Consider the following 16483-nt stretch of genomic DNA (forward strand, 5'->3'; position numbering starts at 1 on the left):
CAATCCTATGCAAAACGACGGGATTCGATGTGGTGATGGGAAGCGCTTGCGATCTATGTGGCGGACCAGGGGGGCGGCTGCTTTGGCAGTCGGCGGACTGTCGCGTCGTGCGCGTGGACGATCCCGCCCTGCCCGGCTTCTGCCGGGTCATCTGGAACCGTCATGTCGCCGAAATGACCGACCTCGACGCGGCGTCGCAGCAGACGCTGATGCGCGTCGTCTTCGCCGTCGAGACGGCGGTGCGCAAGTGTTTTGCGCCGGACAAGGTGAATCTCGCCAGCTTCGGGAACGTCGTTCCGCATTTGCATTGGCATGTCATCCCCCGCTGGCGCGACGATCGTCATTTCCCGGAACCGATCTGGGGCCGGCAGCAGCGCGAGTCGACGCCGGCTCGCGCGACCGTCGAGGACGCCATGCTGACGGCCATCATCACCGGCGAGTTGGCGCGAGAGGAAAATAGCCATGAGCAATGAGCAGAGCGTGCAGTTGTCGATCGTCGATCTGAACGATGGCATGAACTACCTGGCCAAGCTGATGCTGGCCAATCCGGGAACCGCCGAACGGCAGTTGATGGATTTCCTCGATGCGCTGCTGACGGCGCCGCCCGACCCCGGTATCCTTTTCGCCCTGCTCGAACAGACGCGGGCGCCGCTCTGCTTCGTCGAAGAGGAAATGGCCCGTCTCTATCACAACAAGGCAGTGCCACTGAGCCACGACGAGGAGTCGGCTTTCCGCGCCGCCGTCGACGCCTGGCGCAAGATGGGCAAGGCCTACGCGCTGTGTGCCCGTCTCGAAGAGCCGGCCGTGGAGGCGCCCGGTTACAAGGAGATGATGGCGACCCTGCTGCACCGTTGCATCTATTACACCGGGATGGTGATCATCGAGCATTATCGTGCTCACCGTGAACTGCCGCCCGGCATCTGGCTCGACCTGCACGGCTATTTCGAAACTGCCGAAGAATGGGGAATTGTTTTCACCCCGGTCAGCGATCCGCTGGAAAGCACCACGCACGCGACCCACTGTGCTGCCGCTTACGTTGCCCTGCTGCTGATTGACGTGGCCAGCCCCTACAGCCACAGCGTGCGCAACCTCAACCTGATCCGCCGCTGGGCGGTGATGTGGGCGCCGCTGGTTGGCGTCAGCCCGCTGGAGAGCGATCTCGAACTGCCGCCTTACGTGGTCGAGTTGATGAAGGATCAGCCCTTGCATCTGAGTGCCTCGGTCGAGGGGGCGGCGAGCGATGTCCGGCGCCTGGATACGGCGCGCCTGGGGCTGCAGATCGATCATGCGATCAATCAGCTGCGCATGCGCTATACCCCGTCGCAACTTGGTCTCGGCGAGGAGACCAGCAGTCATGTACTGAAGCTGCTCGAACAACTCGTTCGGCCCTGGTCGCAATCTTCGTCGGCCCGTCGTTTCCGGCGTTTCGTCAGTGAGGGTACGGCGCGTGTCGCCACGGGGTTCACGCCAATGTTCTTTCATGTGAGTGGCGTTCCGTTCGAGCAACCGGACTCCGCCGCTGCCTATTCCCGGGGCGATTTCGAGCAATTGTTCACTTTCCGCGATCGGGCCGATCCGGGTCAGACCCTGGTCATCCGCCCGCATGCCGACTATCCGGTCGAATACTGGTCGGTGATCAATCATTCGGCCAACGGTTTCCGGCTGGGCCGCAGTGGCGCCGGTCAGCGTGTCCAGCACGGACAACTGATGGCGGTCTGCCCTCATGATGGCGAGCATTTCCTGCTCGGTTACGCGACCTGGCTGATGCAGGAAGAGTCGGGCGGTCTGGTAGTCGGCTTGGCTACTCTGCCGGGGATGCCGCAAGGGGTCAGCTTCCGGTCGCTTGATGCCAAGAGCGCCAGTAGCGAACGTTACATGGCGGGTTTCCTGTTGCCGGCACTGTCGGCGATCGGCGAGGAACAGTCACTGGTCCTGCCGCCGGGCAATTACCACGCCGGCCGCGATCTGGAAGTCGTCATCGGGGAAGAGACACGCAAGCTGCGCCTCAATCACATCCTGTTGCGCCAGGCCGATTTCGAACGGATCAGCGTTGTCGAACTGTAGGCTGCCGCTGCCGGCAGCTTCGGGGTAAACTAGCCGCCCTGGCATGGAGACCACAGATGGCCGGCATGGAAAAAGACACCCCGATCCCCGAGGCGATTCGTCTGCATACGAAAAGCCGGGTGCTCGAACTCGTATATGGCGAAACGGTTTTTCGTCTGCCCTTCGAATACCTGCGGGTGATGACGCCGTCGGCTGAAGCGCGTGGCCACGGACCGGGTCAGGAGACGCTGCAGGTCGGCAAGCGCGACGTCGAATTGCTGGCGGTCGAACCCTCTGGAACCTACGCGCTGAAGCTGGTGTTTTCCGACGGCCACGACAGCGGTTTGTACACCTGGGATCTCCTCTATAACCTCGGCGTGCATCAAGACGAACTGTGGGCGGAGTACCTCCGCCTGCTTGAGGCGCAGGGCGCCTCCCGCGACAGCACCGGCAGTCCCGCTGCCGCCGCGCGGTCCTGCAGCCATCACCACTGAGAGCCCATGAACAAGGAAACGACCCATTTCGGTTTTGAAACCGTCGCCGAGCAGGAAAAGGCGCGTCGCGTGCGCAGCGTCTTCGATTCGGTCGCCAGCCGTTACGACCTGATGAACGACCTGATGTCGGGCGGCATGCACCGGCTGTGGAAGGCCTTCACCATCGAACGTAGCGGTGTCCGCGAAGGTTCGCGGGTGCTCGACGTTGCTGGCGGGACGGGTGACCTGTCGCTGGCTTTCGCCAAACGTGTCGGCAAGACCGGCCAGGTCTGGCTGACCGACATCAACAACGCAATGCTGGCGCGTGGCCGCGACCGGCTGACCGACAAGGGCTACATGCTGCCGGTTGCGCAGTGCGACGCCGAGAAACTCCCCTTCCCTGACGATTGGTTCGACTGCGTGACGGTGGCCTTCGGTCTGCGCAACATGACGCACAAGGAGCAGGCGCTGGCCGAGATGCGCCGCGTGTTGCGTCCCGGTGGCCGTCTGTTGGTGCTTGAGTTCTCGCAGGTCTGGAAGCCGCTGGCGCCGGTCTACGATTTCTATTCCTTCCAGGTGATCCCGCGCATCGGCCAGCTGGTGACGCAGGATTCCGACAGCTACCGCTATCTTTCCGAGTCGATCCGCGTCCATCCGGACCAGGAAACGCTCAAGGCGATGATGGAAGGCGTCGGCCTGGAGCGGGTCGAATATTTCAACATGGCGCTCGGTGTCGTCGCCTTGCACCGCGGTTTCAAGTTCTAGGCGGCTGGCTCGATGTCCCTGTCTGACCGGCTGCTGCTCGTCCCGCTCAACCACCTGATCGCGCAGGCGCCCTGGGCGTCAGAGCGCTTGAGCCGGCATGCCGGGGCGCGGGTGGCGATCGTCGCCGGGCCGCTGACCCTGCGCCTGACGATCGACGGCAGCGGCTTGCTGCAGGCCGCCGATGCCGTTGCCGAACCCGATGTCCGCATCGAACTGCCGGACGATTTCGCAGTGCGTGCGCTGACCGATCGCAGCAAGCTGATGAGCGGTGCCCGTTTGAGCGGCGTCGCCGATGTCGCGGAAACCCTGGCCTTTGTCTTCCGCAACTTGCGCTGGGATGCCGAGGGCGACCTGGCGGCGGTGATCGGCGACATTCCGGCCCGGCGCCTGAGTCTGGCCGCTGCTGCCCTGGCCGATAATGCTCGCGATGGACTAGCGCGGCTGGGGGCTAATTTTGCCGAATACGCCAGCAACGAGGGCGAACTGCTGGCCGATCCTGCTTCCATCAAGGATTTCGTTTCTGCGGTCGATGCCTTGCGCGACGATCTGGCGCGCCTCGACAAACGGGTCGAACGCCTGGGTGGTTGAAGCTACCTCAACGGAAATGGAAAAGGCCGCGATCGCGGCCTTTTCTCATTGCGGGTCGAATTTCCGTCACACCTTGCGATAAACCTCGGCGCCGGTCTGCACGAATTCGACCGCCTTGGCTTCCATTCCCCGAGTGAGCGCTTCCTCTTCCCGCAAGCCTTGCGCCGCCGCGAAGTCACGCACGTCCTGGGTGATCTTCATCGAGCAGAAGTGCGGCCCGCACATCGAGCAGAAGTGGGCGACCTTGGCCGATTCCTTGGGCAGGGTCTCGTCGTGGAAGGACTTGGCTTTGTCCGGGTCGAGGCCGAGGTTGAACTGGTCGTCCCAGCGGAACTCGTAGCGCGCCTTGCTCAACGCGTTGTCGCGGATCTGCGCGCCGGGATGGCCCTTGGCCAGGTCGGCGGCGTGCGCGGCGAGCTTGTAGGTGATGATGCCTTCCTTGACGTCGTTCTTGTCCGGGAGACCCAGATGTTCCTTCGGCGTCACGTAACAGAGCATGGCGGTGCCGTACCAGCCGATCATGGCGGCACCGATGCCGCTGGTAATGTGGTCGTAGCCCGGCGCGATGTCGGTGGTCAGGGGGCCGAGGGTGTAGAACGGGGCTTCCTTGCAGTATTCGAGCTGCAGGTCCATGTTCTCCTTGATCAGGTGCATCGGCACGTGGCCCGGACCTTCGATGATGGTCTGCACGTCGTGCTTCCAGGCGATCTCGGTCAGTTCGCCCAGCGTCTTCAGTTCGCCGAGCTGCGCTTCGTCGTTGGCATCGTAGATCGAGCCGGGACGCAGGCCGTCGCCGAGGCTGAAGGCGACGTCGTAGGCCTTCATGATTTCGCAGATTTCCTCGAAGTGCGTGTACAGGAAGCTTTCCTTGTGATGCGCCAGGCACCACTTGGCCATGATCGAGCCGCCGCGGCTGACGATGCCGGTCATGCGGTTGGCGGTCATCGGGATGTAGCGCAGCAGCACGCCGGCGTGGATGGTGAAGTAATCGACGCCCTGTTCGGCCTGCTCGATCAGCGTGTCGCGGAAGATTTCCCAGGTCAGGTCCTCGGCTTTGCCGTTCACCTTCTCCAGCGCCTGGTAGATCGGCACGGTGCCAATCGGCACCGGCGAGTTGCGGATGATCCACTCGCGCGTTTCGTGAATGTTCTTGCCGGTGGACAGGTCCATCACCGTGTCGCCACCCCAGCGGATCGACCAGGTCATCTTCTCGACTTCTTCCTGGATCGAGGAACCGAGCGCCGAGTTGCCGATGTTGGCGTTGATCTTGGTCAGGAAGTTGCGGCCGATGATCATCGGCTCGCTTTCCGGGTGGTTGATGTTGTTCGGGATGATGGCGCGGCCGCGCGCCACTTCGCTGCGCACGAATTCCGGCGTAATCTCTGCCGGGATGCTGGCGCCAAAGTTCTGGCCCGGATGCTGGCGGGTCAGAAGTTTGGCCATCTTCTCGCCGGTCGGGCCGGTGGCTTTCAGCGATTCGATATAGGCGGCGCGATTGAGGTTCTCGCGGATCGCCACGTACTCCATTTCCGGGGTGATGATGCCTTTGCGCGCGTAGTGCATCTGTGACACATTGGCGCCGGCCTTGGCCCGGCGTGGTTTGCGGTGCAAGCCGGGGAAGCGCAGTTCGTCGAGAGCCTTGTCGGCGGCACGCTGGCGGCCGAATTCGGAAGACAGGTCGGGCAGTTCCTCGGTGTCGCCGCGCTCGATGATCCATTGGGCGCGCAGCGCCGGCAGACCGGAGCGGATGTCGATCTGCGCCGCCGGGTCGGAATACGGGCCGGAACAATCATAAACGTAGATCGGCGGATTCTTCTCGCCGCCGAAGCCGGTCGGCGTATCGGCCTGCGAGATTTCGCGCATCGGCACCCGGAGGTCCGGCCGCGAGCCTTCGATGTAAACCTTGCGCGAATTCGGCAGCGGCTGGATGGCGGCCTCGTCCACGTGGGCGTTGGCGGCGAGGAAGGGGTCTTTGGCGTTCATGAGTGCTCCGTGCGGATGTTCAGCGGGGTAAGACGGGCAAGGAGCGATCTGGTTCCGGTGACGGATTCGTTTCCCTACGTCGGCATGACCCGATCAGGTTCGAAGGGTATTTCTCAGCCGAGCGCTGTGCGGGTCGACACCCCTAACGAGAGTGGTGCAAGGTACTGGAAACACAGGCAAAATGCAAGGAAGCACGGTCGGGGCTCAAGATTCCCGGAATCTGGTCGAAATAAGTTCGACAAGCCCGTGAAAATTCGAAGAAAACCTACAGGAAACAACCCATGCGTTTGACGACCATTGCCATCGTTCTGGCCAGTCTGCCTTCTCTGGCCTGGGCTGCGCCAACCTGGCAGAACATTTCCACCGAGGCCGGTCGCAGCATTGAACTTGATCGTGCGACCCTGAAGCGCACCGGCAATGTCGTCGAAGCCTTGAGCCGGGTGACACTCGATCGTCCGCTATCCGACAGCCGGACCGGGATGCCGTACCGGGTCATCGAGGCGACCACTCGTTATGACTGCGCGTCGCGCAGTGCGAAGACGATCAAGCGCATCTATCGGCAAGCCGAAAACGACGTCATCCGGGAAGAAGAGATTGCCGGCGCCGAACTGCCGGTGCGTACCGGGACGCTCGACGACCGCGTCCTGCGCGAGGTCTGCCGTCCGCCCAAGGAAGATCCGGCCGAGCTCGCCAAGCGCGCCAACGAAGCGGCGAGCAAACTGCAGGAAGCCAACGCGGCGTTGCTGAAGAAGGAGTTGGGGAAGGAAGCGGCCCCGATGGTAAAAACCGTCGATAAGCCCGATGCGCTGATTCCGTCGATTCGCCCGAATCTCAAGGCGGCAATGGAAGCCTCGCGCAGTGAAGCGGCGGCGCCGGTCGAGACCCGGCCGAAAGCCGAGGAAACGCCGCCGCCAGCCAAGCCGAAGCCGAGTCTCAGCGTTTCACATGGAACGACCCAACTGGTCCACAACAATGCGGCGGCGCCGCGCCCGCTGAAGCCGGCGCCGAGCCGTGCCAACGCGGGCTACATGCTGGAGTTGGTGACGCCGCACAAGCCGGTGACCTGGGGCTACGAAGGCGAAGGTGCGCCGGAGAACTGGGTCAAGCTCGATCCGCGTAACGTCCTCTGTGCCGCCGGCAAGCGTCAGTCGCCGATCGATATCCGGGATGGTATCAAGGTCGATCTTGAGCCGATTCGTTTCGATTACCGACCCTCCACGTTCCGCATCGTCGATACTGGCCACACCGTTTCGGTCGCGGTTGGCGACAGCAGTTTCTCCCTGACTGGCAAGACCTACGATCTGGTGGACATCCATTTCCATCGCCCGGGCGAGACCCGGATCAACGGCCAGCGTTACGACATGTCCGCCCATTTTGTGCATCGCTCCATCGACGGTCAGCGGGCGGTGATCGAGGTGCTGATGACTCGTGGTAACGAGAATCCGCAGATCCAGACCCTGTGGAATAATCTGCCGCTCGAGAAACATGTTCCGGTCGAGCCGCCGACGGCCGTCTTCGAGCCGGCCGCTCTTCTGCCCGGTAGCAAGCAGTACTACACCTTCATGGGCTCGCTGACGACACCCCCTTGTACCGAAGATATCCTGTGGATCGTCTTCAAGCAGCCGATCGAGGTTTCGTACGAGCAACTGCGGATCTTCAGCCGCCTTTATCGCAACAACGCCCGTCCCGCCCAGCCGATCGGCGACCGGCTCATCAAGGAGAGCCGTTGACCCTAGCCGTGATGGGGTGTTAGCTTGATGACCCAATAGTCATTAAGCCGCCATGAGTACCGCCAAACCAGTCCGGAAACGTCGCAAGGAAGCTCGCCCTGGCGAGTTGCTGGCGGCCGCGTTGACCCAGTTCGTCGAGAAAGGCTACGCCGCCACCCGCCTCGATGACGTTGCCGCCTGTGCCGGAGTTTCCAAGGGGACGCTCTACCTTTACTACGCCAGCAAGGAAGCTTTGTTCAAGGCGGTGATCCAGGAAGGCATCGTGCCAGTCCTGGCGGAAAACGAGGCGATTGCCGCCAGTCACTCCGGCAGCAGCTTCTCCTTGCTGGAAAAGTTGCTTGATCATTGGTGGACACGCATCGGTTGCACTGCCTTCGCCGGCATTCCCAAGTTGATCGTGGCCGAGGCGCAGAACTTTCCCGAGATCGCCGGCTACTACTACACCAATGTGATCGCGCGTGGTCGCGCCCTGGTCGGCGCCGCGTTGCAGCGTGGTGTCAGCAGCGGCGAATTCCGGCAGTGTGACATCGAAGTCACGATCGACGTCATCATTGCCCCGGTGCTGATGTTGCTGATCTGGGAATATTCGCTGGGGCGCTGCGAGCAGCAGCCCGCCCGTCACCGTGACTATCTCGCCACGCATCTGGCGCTGTTGCAGCGGGGGCTGTGTGTGCCTCAGGTATAATCTGATTTTGTCAGAACCAATATATTAGCGTATGCTAATATTAAGTTTGCGGAGAATTTCATGAACATCGAACAAGCGCGCTTCAACATGGTGGAGCAACAGATTCGTCCTTGGGACGTGCTCGACCCGAAAGTGCTCGACCTGCTCTTCATCGTCAAGCGCGAAGATTTCGTGCCGGCGGCCTATCGCAACCTGGCCTTCGCCGACATGGAAATCCCGCTGGGCGAAGGTCAGTGCATGCTTGCTCCCCGCGTCGAAGCCCGCCTGCTTCAGGAACTTGGCATCCGCCAGGCTGATCGCGTGCTGGAAATCGGTACCGGCAGCGGTTATATGGCAGCGCTTCTGGCGGCGCGCGCCGAGCACGTGACGACCCTCGAACTGCGCCCGGAACTGGCGGCGTTTGCCCGCGACAACCTGCAGCGTGCCGGTGTCGCCAATGTCACCGTCGAATGTGCCGATGGCAGCCGCGGTTGGCAGCAACGCGCGCCCTTCGATGTGATCGTGCTTTCCGGCGCCCTGCCGCGGATTCCCGCCGAACTGCTCAAGCAGTTGCGGGTTGGCGGCCGCCTGGCGGCAATCGTCGGCGAGGCGCCGGTGATGGAAGCTCAAATGATCACGTGCGTCGCCGACGGTGTGTACAACACGGTCAATCTGTTCGAGACGGTTGTTCCCGTTCTTGACAACTTCGCCGCGGCGCGCGAGTTCAGCCTGTAATGCGCCAGATTCGGGCATCCCAACTGGCGGAATGGCTGGCCGATGTGAATCGGCCGCCGCCGTTGCTGCTCGATGTCCGCGAGCCCTGGGAGCTTGCGCAGTGCCAGATCGAAGGGGCGCTGCATGTGCCGATGCACATGATTCCGCTGCGTTGTGCCGAGTTCGATCCGCAGCGTGAAATCGTCGTCATCTGTCACCACGGCGGTCGCAGCATGCAGGTCTGCATGTTTCTCGAACGCAAGGGTTACGGCGCCGTGTTCAACCTTCTGGGTGGCATCGAGGGCTGGGCTTGCGAAGTCGATCCCGGAATGAACCGCTACTGAGGTCCGCATGAAACAAATCGCCTGGCTTTTTGCCGCTTCCCTGACCGCCGCCCCGCTGCATGCCGCCGATCTTGTCCAGATCTACCGCGCCGCGCAGGACAACGACCCGGTATACGCCGCCGCCCGGGCAACGCTCGATGCTGGTCGCGAAAAAGCGCCGCAGGGACTGGCCGGCTTGCTGCCGACGGTGACCGCTTCCGGCAACACGGTCTGGAACGACGTCGATTCCGAGCCGCGCAACGTCCCGGCGGCTGCCAGCAATGTCGAATACAACAGCTACGCCTATCAGCTGACCTTGTCGCAACCGCTGTTCCGCTGGCAGAACTGGGTCGCCTACGGTCAGGCAAAGCAGCAGGTGGCGCAGGCCGAAGCGACTTTCGTGCAGGCCAGCCAGGATCTGATCCTGCGGGTGGCGCAGGCCTACTTCGACGTCCTCTACGCCAGCGAAAACCTGACCGCGGTACGCGCCAACAAGGAAGCGATCGCTCAGCAGCTCGAACTCGCCAAGAAGAGTTTCGAGGTCGGTACGGCGACGATCACCGACACCCATGAAGCGCAGGCCCGCTTCGACCTCGTTCAGGCGCAGGAAATCGCTGCCGAGAGCGAGCTTGAAGTGCGCCGCCAGGCGTTGCAGACGCTGATCGGCAAGGAAGCCGGCAAGCTGGCCCCGCCGCGCAAGGATGCGGTACTGGCGCCGCCCGAGCCGAACCGTCTGGCCGACTGGGTTGCCGCTGCGGAGAAGGATGCGCTGGCGGTGCAGATCCAGCAGGCACAGGCCGAAATTGCCGCCCGCGAGGTCGACAAGCAGCGGGCTGGCCATTATCCGACGCTCGATCTCGTCGCCAATCGCGGCAAGTCCAAAGCGTATTCCAGCACGGCGTTGGGGGCGGTCGATTCGGACTTCGCCAATTACGGGTTGCAACTGAACATCCCGCTGTTTCAGGGGGGCGCGACGACGTCGCGCCAGCGCGAGGCCGCCGCCAACAGCACGGCTGCCCGCTACGGTCTGGAAGCGGCGCGGCGTAACGCGGCGCTGGCGGCTCGTCAGTATTACCTCGGCGTCACCAACGGTCTGGCCCAGGTCAATGCGCTGAAGGCGGCGCTGGTTTCGTCGCAGTCGGCGCTCGAATCGAACAAATTGGGTTACGAGGTCGGCGTGCGCATCAACATCGACGTGTTGAACGCCGAAAACCAGGTTTACGTGACGCGGCGCGATCTTGCCAAGGCCACCTTCGACACCCTGATGGCCCAGTTGCGCCTGAAGGCGGCGGTCGGCACGCTCGGCGAGGACGACGTGACGAAGATCAACGCGCTGCTCGACGACAGCGCCGCGCAATAAGCGCCAACGTGCGTTGCGTCGCCCCGCGGTGAGCGGCGGCGAACGCGGCGCAGGCGGCACGCATTGCCGCCAGTTCCCCGCTTTCCCGAAACAGCCGGTGCACGGTATCGATCAGTGCGTCGGCATCGGTCACGCGAAAGGCCGCGCCAGCAGCAATGGCGTCTTCGGTGGCACGCAGGAAATTGAAGGTGTGCGGGCCGACAATCACCGGGCAGCCACAGGCCGCCGCTTCGATCAGGTTCTGCCCGCCGAGCGGCGCCAGACTGCCGCCGATGAAGGCGAAATCGGCCAGCGCGTAGTAAGCCGCCATCTCCCCCATGCTGTCACCGAGCCAGACCTGCGTTTCGGCTGTCGGCTGGGCGACGCTGCGCTTTTGCCAGCGCAGGCCGCGCTGTTCGAGCAGGGCGGCGACTTCCCCGAAGCGTTGCGGATGCCGCGGCACCAGGACCAGCAAGGCATCGTCCACGGGGCGGCGTAGCCAGGCGTCGAGCAAGGGCCCCTCCTCGCCCTCGCGCGTGCTGGCGGCCAGCCAGACTGGCCGCGGCCCCAAGCCGGCGCGCCAGGCGCGGCCAGTGGCGAGGCGTTCGGCGGGCGGTTCGACGTCGAATTTCAGATTGCCGCAGACTTCGACCTGCGGTGCCGTCAGTGCGGCAAGCCGTTCGCCGTCGCCGGCGGTCTGCGCGGCTACCGCGGCGAGCCGGCCGAAAGCCGGCCGGGTGAGGCCGCCAAAACGGGCGTAGCCGCGCGCCGAGCGCTCGGACAGGCGGGCATTGACCAGCACGACGGGAATCTCGCGGCGCTCGGCAGCGGCCAGCAGGTTGGGCCAGATCTCGGTTTCCATCAGGATGCCGAAATCCGGTGCGAAATGGCGGAAGAAGCGGCCGACCGCGTCCGGCAGATCGTAAGGCAGGTAGGCCTGGATCACGCGCTCGCCGAATACTTCGCGGCCGGCGGCGCGGCCGGTCGGCGTCATGCCGGTAAGCAGGATGCGGTGCGTCGGCCAGGCCGCCTGCAGGGCTTCGACCAGTGGCTGGGCGGCGCGGGTTTCGCCGACCGAGACGGCGTGCACCCAGATCAGCGGCGCCTCCCCGGCGGCGCGGCGTTGACCGTAGAAGCCGAAGCGCTCGCCGATGTTGGCCAGGTATTCAGGCTGCTTTCTCGCCCGCCAGGCAAGCCGCAGGAAGATCGCCGGGCTCAGCAGATAGAGGCAGAGCGAGTAGAGCAGGCGCAGCATCAGCCCAGACCTTGGGTCAGTTCAGCGAGGACCGCGTCAACTTCCGGGCATTGCCCGCAGCCGCCGAGGTTGCGGTGGAAGGCGCTGCCATGGACGCCGGTCAGGCCGGGCTCGGTTGCGGTATACAAGGCGACGGTGGGCACCTTGAGCGCTACCGCCAGATGGGTCAGGCCGGTATCGACGCCGACCACGCCGCGGGCGCCGGCCAGCAAGGCGGCCAGCGCTTCGATGCTCAGCGGCGGTGCGGCGACCGCCTGCGGGATGGCGGCGGCGAGCCGTGCCGCGCGCTCGCGTTCGGGGGCGCTGCCGGCTGGCAGCACGGCGCGCAGCCCCTGGTCGGCCAGCCGGTGGCCCAGTTCGATCCAGCGCTCCTCCGGCCACAGCTTGTCGTCACGGCTGGTCGCCGTGAGCAGGACGACATGGTCGCCAGCCGGCAGCCAGTCGCAGCTGACGGCCGGCGCGGCAATCCCGTAATCGACCGTGGCGTCGGCCAGGTAACCGAGCGCCGCCGCCGCCAGCTGGCGGTTGCGCACCACTGCGTGCAGGTCGCGGGGGACGCTGTAATGGCGCCCGTAGAAGATCGCCGCCAGCGGTTCGCGGGCGGCATCGAAGCTGTAGCCGGCGCGCGGCCCGCGAGCCTGGATGGTGCATAGCCCGCTCTTGATCAGCCCCTGGGTGTCGATCACCAGGTCGTAAGCGTGAGCGCGTAGCGCCTGTCGGCTGGCCGCGATCTCGCGCCAGGTGGTGGGTCGCAGCAGGGACTTGCGCCAGCGTCGGATGGCCACCGGAATGACGCGATCGACATCCGGATGCAGGCGGGGAATCGCCGCAAAGACGTTTTCCACGCACCAGTCGATGGTCGCTTGCGGGAAATGTCGCCGGATGTCGCTGACGACCGGCAGATTGTGGATGACATCGCCGAGCGACGAGGTTTTGACGAGCAGGATGCGCATCGGCGCGGGACCGCAAAAACGAAAGCGCGATTATAGATCGCCCGGGTTCCGTCACGTGCATCGGCGGCGACAGCACGCTCGCATGCGCTAAAATGTGCGCATATCGTTTTCCGGATTCCATCATGTGCGGCATCGTCGCGGCAGCAGCCGGCAGCAACATCGTTCCCGTCCTCGTCGAAGGGCTGAAGAAACTTGAATACCGCGGTTACGATTCAGCCGGCCTGGCCGTCGTTGGCGCCACTGGCATCGAACGCGTCCGCTCGGTCGGCCGGGTCGCCGAACTGGAAGCCGCCGCCGCCGGTACCAGCGCGCCGACCGGCATCGCCCATACCCGCTGGGCAACGCACGGCGTGCCTTGCGAGCGTAACGCCCACCCGCATGTCTCCGGCGGCATCGCCGTCGTCCATAACGGCATCATCGAGAACTACGAAAGCCTGCGTCGCGAACTGACCGACCTCGGTTACGAGTTCACCTCGGATACCGACACCGAAACCATCGCCCACCTCGTCGAACACCTGCTGCGCGCCGAGCCCGACCTCTTCCGCGCCGTGCAGCTCGCCTGCCGCCGCCTGGTCGGCGCCTACGCCATCGCCGTCATCGACCAGCGCCAGCCGGGCAAGGTCGTCGTCTCGCGCGAAGGCTCGCCGCTCCTGCTCGGCCTCGGCGATACCGGCAGCTACGCCGCCTCCGACGCTTCTGCCCTGCTCCAGGTGACGCGCAACATGGTCTATCTGGAAAACGGCGACATCGCCGAGCTGACCGCTGCCGGCGTGCGCATCGAACGCCTCGACGCCACGCCGGTCGAGCGGCCGGTGCATGTTTCCGAGCTCTCCGCCGCCGCCGTCGAACTCGGCCAGTATCGCCACTACATGCAGAAGGAAATCTTCGAGCAGCCGGAAGCGCTGGCCAACACGCTGGAAATCGTCGGCGGCGCGAAAAGCATCCAGCCCGGCATCTTCGGCGCCGAAGCCGCCAATCTGCTGCACGATGTCGACCAGGTGCTGATCCTCGCCTGCGGCACCAGCGCCCATTCCGGGATGACCGCCCGCTACTGGCTCGAGGCCATCGCCGGGGTTTCCTGCACGGTCGAGATCGCCAGCGAATACCGCTACCGGACCTCGGTTCCCGATCCGCGGCAACTGGTCGTCGCCATCTCGCAATCCGGCGAAACCGCCGACACCCTGGCCGCGCTGCGTCACGCCAAGTCGCTCGGCCAGCACAAGACGCTGGCCATCTGCAACGTGCCGGAATCGGCGATCGTCCGCGAATCGGCACTGCGCTTCATCACCCGCGCCGGCCCGGAAATCGGCGTCGCCTCGACCAAGGCCTTCACCACCCAGCTTGCCGCCCTCTTCCTGCTCACCCTGGTCATGGCCAAAGTGCGCGACCGCCTGAGCGAAGCGGAAGAAGCCGCCTACATCGACCAGTTGCGCCACCTGCCGGTCGCAGTGAATAAGGTGTTGACGCTGGAAAGCGAGATCGAAGCCTGGGCCCGTCGTTTCGCCGACAAGCACCATGCCCTCTTCCTCGGCCGCGGCCGTCACTACCCGATCGCCCTCGAAGGCGCGCTGAAACTCAAGGAAATTTCCTACATCCACGCCGAAGCCTACCCCGCCGGCGAACTCAAGCACGGCCCGCTGGCGCTGGTCGACGCTGCCATGCCGGTCATCTCGGTGGCGCCCAACGACGAACTGCTGGAAAAGCTCAAATCCAACCTCCAGGAAGTCCGCGCCCGCGGTGGCGAACTCTACGTCTTCGCCGACGCTGACGCCGAAATCCCCAGCACCGAGGGCGTGCACATGCTGCGCCTGCCCGAACACTACGGTCAGCTCTCGCCCATCCTGCACGTCATCCCGCTGCAACTGCTCTCCTACCACGCCGCCCTGGTCAAGGGTACCGACGTGGACAAGCCGCGCAACCTGGCGAAGTCAGTGACGGTGGAGTGAAGGCCGGCGGTGGTTTGTTCGCAGGAATTAAGTCTGTCGGATTCGAACTCACCGCTCCACATAATCGCTGGGTCCAAATATTCGGCCGGAGCCACCATTCCAGGCGGAAGGCACGGTTGGCAGGCGCAGCGGAAACGATCGGCGCTGCCGGGATCCTCGAGACCCTGGCCGCCCTGCGGCGCTGTTGAAGCGAGCGCGGCGATTGGCGTCTGGGGCGGCTGGCGCGGTACAGCGATGTGCTATAAAGAATGTAGGAATCGCTGACGGCAGGCATTCGCGAGGCCGTTCGACGTCATGTCCAGGTGGATAAAATGAACGTCTCCTCGATTTATGGGTACAACCCCACCCTCAGTTTGATCAACGCGCTCTATCCGACATCGTCGGTTAGTTCGTTGTCCGGCGTTTCCGACACGTCCGGGATCAGCAGTCTGCTTTCGCCGACTGGCGTACAGACCAGTATTTCCAGCGTGGGGACTTTGCTGAACGGCGTCGAAACGCTTGGCTCGGCGGCGCAATCCTTGGCTGGTCTGGGCGCATTTGATGCCCGGACGGTCACATCGTCGAACGCCAAGGTGGCTAGCGCTTCGGCTGGCGACGGAACGGCCACCGGCACCTACACCGTCGAGGTCAGGCAACTGGCGCAGGCCCAGAGCTTGAGCAGCGCGCCGCAGACCAGTTCCCTGACGCCAATCGGCAACGGGGCTGCGACCCTGAGCTTCCAGTTCGCCAGCGGCGAGACCCGTCAGGTCGCGCTCGGTAGCGCCAGTAACACGCTGCCGGGGATTGCTTCGGCGATCAATTCCGCCAATATCGGGCTGCAGGCGCAAGTCGTCTCGTCGTCGGCCGGCTACCAGTTGAGTCTCACCGGCCAGTCCGGGGCGGCCAATGCCTTTACCATCGGCGTCAGCGGCAATGCCGGCGTCGATAGCCTGCTGGCTTATCCGGCGCAGGGCAACAGTGGGCTGACGCTGAGCAGCCAGGCGCAAAATGCCGAAGGATTGCTCAACGGGACGGCCTTCACCGCCAGTACCAACACGCTCGGTACGGCTACCCCGGGTCTGACGCTGAATCTTGCGGCGACCGGGAAAACCACGCTGAGCGTGGCCCCCGATAGCGCCATGACGACGACTGTGAAATCCTTTGTCGACGCATATAACGCGGTTCAGACCACGCTGACCCGACTTGGCTCGGAAAATTCCAGCCTCGGCTTGAGCGTCTCCTATCTGCGGTCCCTGTTGTCGAGCGCGGTCGGGGAGAGCACGAGCCTCGCCCGGATCGGCATCACCAGCAACGCCAACGGCACGCTATCCCTCAATGCCACGGCCTTCAACGCAGCCTTGACTGCCTCGCCGGCCAGCGTGGAAAGTGTGCTCAGCAGCCCCGCTACGGGACTGGCCGAGCGCGTCACCTCGCTGACAGACGGGGCGCTGTCGGCGTCGCGTCTGCTCCAGCTTGCCGTCCCGAGCTTCAATTCATCGAGCCTGCTCGGTACGAGCGGCCAAAGCTGGAAATACTCCTACCTCAGTCAGCTTGGCGTTCTCGACACCCCCAGTTCTTCGAGTCTGTCCTCGCTTTTTCTCACTGAAATGCTCGGTTCGGCCACCTCAAGCTCGGCAAATGGGGCGACGAGCAAGCAGTTTCTTCAATCGCTGCTCGCCCAACAGGCCTACAACGCGAATCTGTTGAGCGCGAGTTTCGGCTGAGGTC

General features: G+C 64.1%; 15 protein-coding genes and 1 riboswitch. Of the genes, 12 read left to right on the forward strand and 3 right to left on the reverse strand.

Features of this window, described 5'->3' with window-relative positions:
- Positions 1-35 precede the first annotated feature (35 nt).
- From ACLIIZ_RS01035 to ACLIIZ_RS01055, 5 genes are read left to right on the forward strand one after another with little or no spacing between them, the layout of a single operon-like run.
- Positions 36-473 (forward strand): HIT family protein, encoded by a 438-nt coding sequence (locus ACLIIZ_RS01035; RefSeq protein ID WP_416690689.1) that lies wholly within the window; start codon positions 36-38, stop codon positions 471-473.
- Positions 463-2064 carry a hypothetical protein gene (locus ACLIIZ_RS01040; protein ID WP_416690341.1) on the forward strand — a complete coding sequence of 534 codons (1602 nt, stop codon included), beginning with the start codon at positions 463-465 and terminating at the stop codon, positions 2062-2064. Before ACLIIZ_RS01035 ends, ACLIIZ_RS01040 begins: the two co-directional genes overlap by 11 nt.
- Positions 2065-2120: 56 nt before the next feature.
- On the forward strand, positions 2121-2537 hold the full coding sequence (locus ACLIIZ_RS01045; RefSeq protein ID WP_416690343.1) for a gamma-butyrobetaine hydroxylase family protein: 417 nt from the start codon (positions 2121-2123) through the stop codon (positions 2535-2537).
- Between the two features lie 6 nt (positions 2538-2543).
- Positions 2544-3281, forward strand: a complete 738-nt coding sequence (gene ubiE, locus ACLIIZ_RS01050) for a bifunctional demethylmenaquinone methyltransferase/2-methoxy-6-polyprenyl-1,4-benzoquinol methylase UbiE (protein WP_416690345.1) — start codon at positions 2544-2546, stop codon at positions 3279-3281.
- Positions 3282-3293: 12 nt separating this feature from the next.
- Positions 3294-3869, forward strand: coding sequence for a ubiquinone biosynthesis accessory factor UbiJ (locus tag ACLIIZ_RS01055; RefSeq protein ID WP_416690347.1), 576 nt, complete (start codon positions 3294-3296; stop codon positions 3867-3869).
- A gap of 66 nt (positions 3870-3935) precedes the next feature.
- On the opposite strand, the gene thiC is transcribed toward ACLIIZ_RS01055, so the two are convergent.
- On the reverse strand, positions 3936-5852 hold the full coding sequence (gene thiC, locus ACLIIZ_RS01060; protein ID WP_416690348.1) for a phosphomethylpyrimidine synthase ThiC: 1917 nt from the start codon (positions 5850-5852) through the stop codon (positions 3936-3938).
- A 54-nt stretch (positions 5853-5906) separates the two neighbouring features.
- Positions 5907-6006: riboswitch (TPP riboswitch) on the reverse strand.
- Between the two features lie 127 nt (positions 6007-6133).
- Between thiC and ACLIIZ_RS01065 the strand changes: the two genes are divergently transcribed.
- Genes ACLIIZ_RS01065 through ACLIIZ_RS01085 form a run of 5 tightly spaced genes read left to right on the forward strand, consistent with a single transcriptional unit; the run spans position 6134 to position 10643 of the window.
- Positions 6134-7582, forward strand: a complete 1449-nt coding sequence (locus ACLIIZ_RS01065) for a carbonic anhydrase (RefSeq protein WP_416690349.1) — start codon at positions 6134-6136, stop codon at positions 7580-7582.
- 52 nt (positions 7583-7634) lie between these two features.
- Positions 7635-8267 carry a TetR/AcrR family transcriptional regulator gene (locus tag ACLIIZ_RS01070; RefSeq protein ID WP_416690350.1) on the forward strand — a complete coding sequence of 211 codons (633 nt, stop codon included), beginning with the start codon at positions 7635-7637 and terminating at the stop codon, positions 8265-8267.
- Between the two features lie 60 nt (positions 8268-8327).
- Complete coding sequence (locus ACLIIZ_RS01075; RefSeq protein ID WP_416690351.1) at positions 8328-8981, forward strand: protein-L-isoaspartate O-methyltransferase family protein; 654 nt, start codon at positions 8328-8330, stop codon at positions 8979-8981.
- On the forward strand, positions 8981-9304 hold the full coding sequence (locus tag ACLIIZ_RS01080; protein WP_416690352.1) for a rhodanese-like domain-containing protein: 324 nt from the start codon (positions 8981-8983) through the stop codon (positions 9302-9304). The genes ACLIIZ_RS01075 and ACLIIZ_RS01080 overlap by 1 nt, the downstream gene beginning before the upstream one ends.
- Before the next feature lie 7 nt (positions 9305-9311).
- Positions 9312-10643 carry a TolC family outer membrane protein gene (locus tag ACLIIZ_RS01085; protein WP_416690353.1) on the forward strand — a complete coding sequence of 444 codons (1332 nt, stop codon included), beginning with the start codon at positions 9312-9314 and terminating at the stop codon, positions 10641-10643.
- Here ACLIIZ_RS01085 and waaA read toward each other — a convergent pair.
- Together waaA and waaC are read right to left on the reverse strand one after the other, a co-directional pair.
- Positions 10609-11880: a lipid IV(A) 3-deoxy-D-manno-octulosonic acid transferase gene (gene waaA, locus ACLIIZ_RS01090; RefSeq protein ID WP_416690691.1), complete on the reverse strand. Its 1272-nt coding sequence runs from the start codon at positions 11878-11880 to the stop codon at positions 10609-10611. The two genes, ACLIIZ_RS01085 and waaA, sit on opposite strands and share 35 nt — an antisense overlap.
- Positions 11877-12830 (reverse strand): lipopolysaccharide heptosyltransferase I, encoded by a 954-nt coding sequence (gene waaC, locus ACLIIZ_RS01095; protein WP_416690354.1) that lies wholly within the window; start codon positions 12828-12830, stop codon positions 11877-11879. The genes waaA and waaC overlap by 4 nt, the downstream gene beginning before the upstream one ends.
- Before the next feature lie 122 nt (positions 12831-12952).
- Between waaC and glmS the strand changes: the two genes are divergently transcribed.
- Complete coding sequence (glmS, locus tag ACLIIZ_RS01100; RefSeq protein WP_416690355.1) at positions 12953-14776, forward strand: glutamine--fructose-6-phosphate transaminase (isomerizing); 1824 nt, start codon at positions 12953-12955, stop codon at positions 14774-14776.
- 311 nt (positions 14777-15087) lie between these two features.
- Positions 15088-16479 carry a flagellar filament capping protein FliD gene (gene fliD, locus ACLIIZ_RS01105; RefSeq protein ID WP_416690356.1) on the forward strand — a complete coding sequence of 464 codons (1392 nt, stop codon included), beginning with the start codon at positions 15088-15090 and terminating at the stop codon, positions 16477-16479.
- Positions 16480-16483 lie beyond the last annotated feature (4 nt).

Source organism: Azonexus caeni (assembly GCF_048146105.1).
Lineage (GTDB): Bacteria > Pseudomonadota > Gammaproteobacteria > Burkholderiales > Rhodocyclaceae > Azonexus > Azonexus aromaticus_B.

Coding starts and splice junctions, on each gene's coding strand:
- waaC (WP_416690354.1), bottom strand. CDS start 12,830: ATGCGCATCCTGCTCGTCAAAACCTCGTCGCTCGGCGATGTCATCCAC.
- ACLIIZ_RS01055 (WP_416690347.1), top strand. CDS start 3,294: ATGTCCCTGTCTGACCGGCTGCTGCTCGTCCCGCTCAACCACCTGATC.
- ACLIIZ_RS01035 (WP_416690689.1), top strand. CDS start 36: ATGGGAAGCGCTTGCGATCTATGTGGCGGACCAGGGGGGCGGCTGCTT.
- ACLIIZ_RS01045 (WP_416690343.1), top strand. CDS start 2,121: ATGGCCGGCATGGAAAAAGACACCCCGATCCCCGAGGCGATTCGTCTG.
- ACLIIZ_RS01085 (WP_416690353.1), top strand. CDS start 9,312: ATGAAACAAATCGCCTGGCTTTTTGCCGCTTCCCTGACCGCCGCCCCG.
- ACLIIZ_RS01065 (WP_416690349.1), top strand. CDS start 6,134: ATGCGTTTGACGACCATTGCCATCGTTCTGGCCAGTCTGCCTTCTCTG.
- glmS (WP_416690355.1), top strand. CDS start 12,953: ATGTGCGGCATCGTCGCGGCAGCAGCCGGCAGCAACATCGTTCCCGTC.
- ubiE (WP_416690345.1), top strand. CDS start 2,544: ATGAACAAGGAAACGACCCATTTCGGTTTTGAAACCGTCGCCGAGCAG.
- fliD (WP_416690356.1), top strand. CDS start 15,088: ATGAACGTCTCCTCGATTTATGGGTACAACCCCACCCTCAGTTTGATC.
- ACLIIZ_RS01080 (WP_416690352.1), top strand. CDS start 8,981: ATGCGCCAGATTCGGGCATCCCAACTGGCGGAATGGCTGGCCGATGTG.
- ACLIIZ_RS01040 (WP_416690341.1), top strand. CDS start 463: ATGAGCAATGAGCAGAGCGTGCAGTTGTCGATCGTCGATCTGAACGAT.
- ACLIIZ_RS01070 (WP_416690350.1), top strand. CDS start 7,635: ATGAGTACCGCCAAACCAGTCCGGAAACGTCGCAAGGAAGCTCGCCCT.
- ACLIIZ_RS01075 (WP_416690351.1), top strand. CDS start 8,328: ATGAACATCGAACAAGCGCGCTTCAACATGGTGGAGCAACAGATTCGT.
- thiC (WP_416690348.1), bottom strand. CDS start 5,852: ATGAACGCCAAAGACCCCTTCCTCGCCGCCAACGCCCACGTGGACGAG.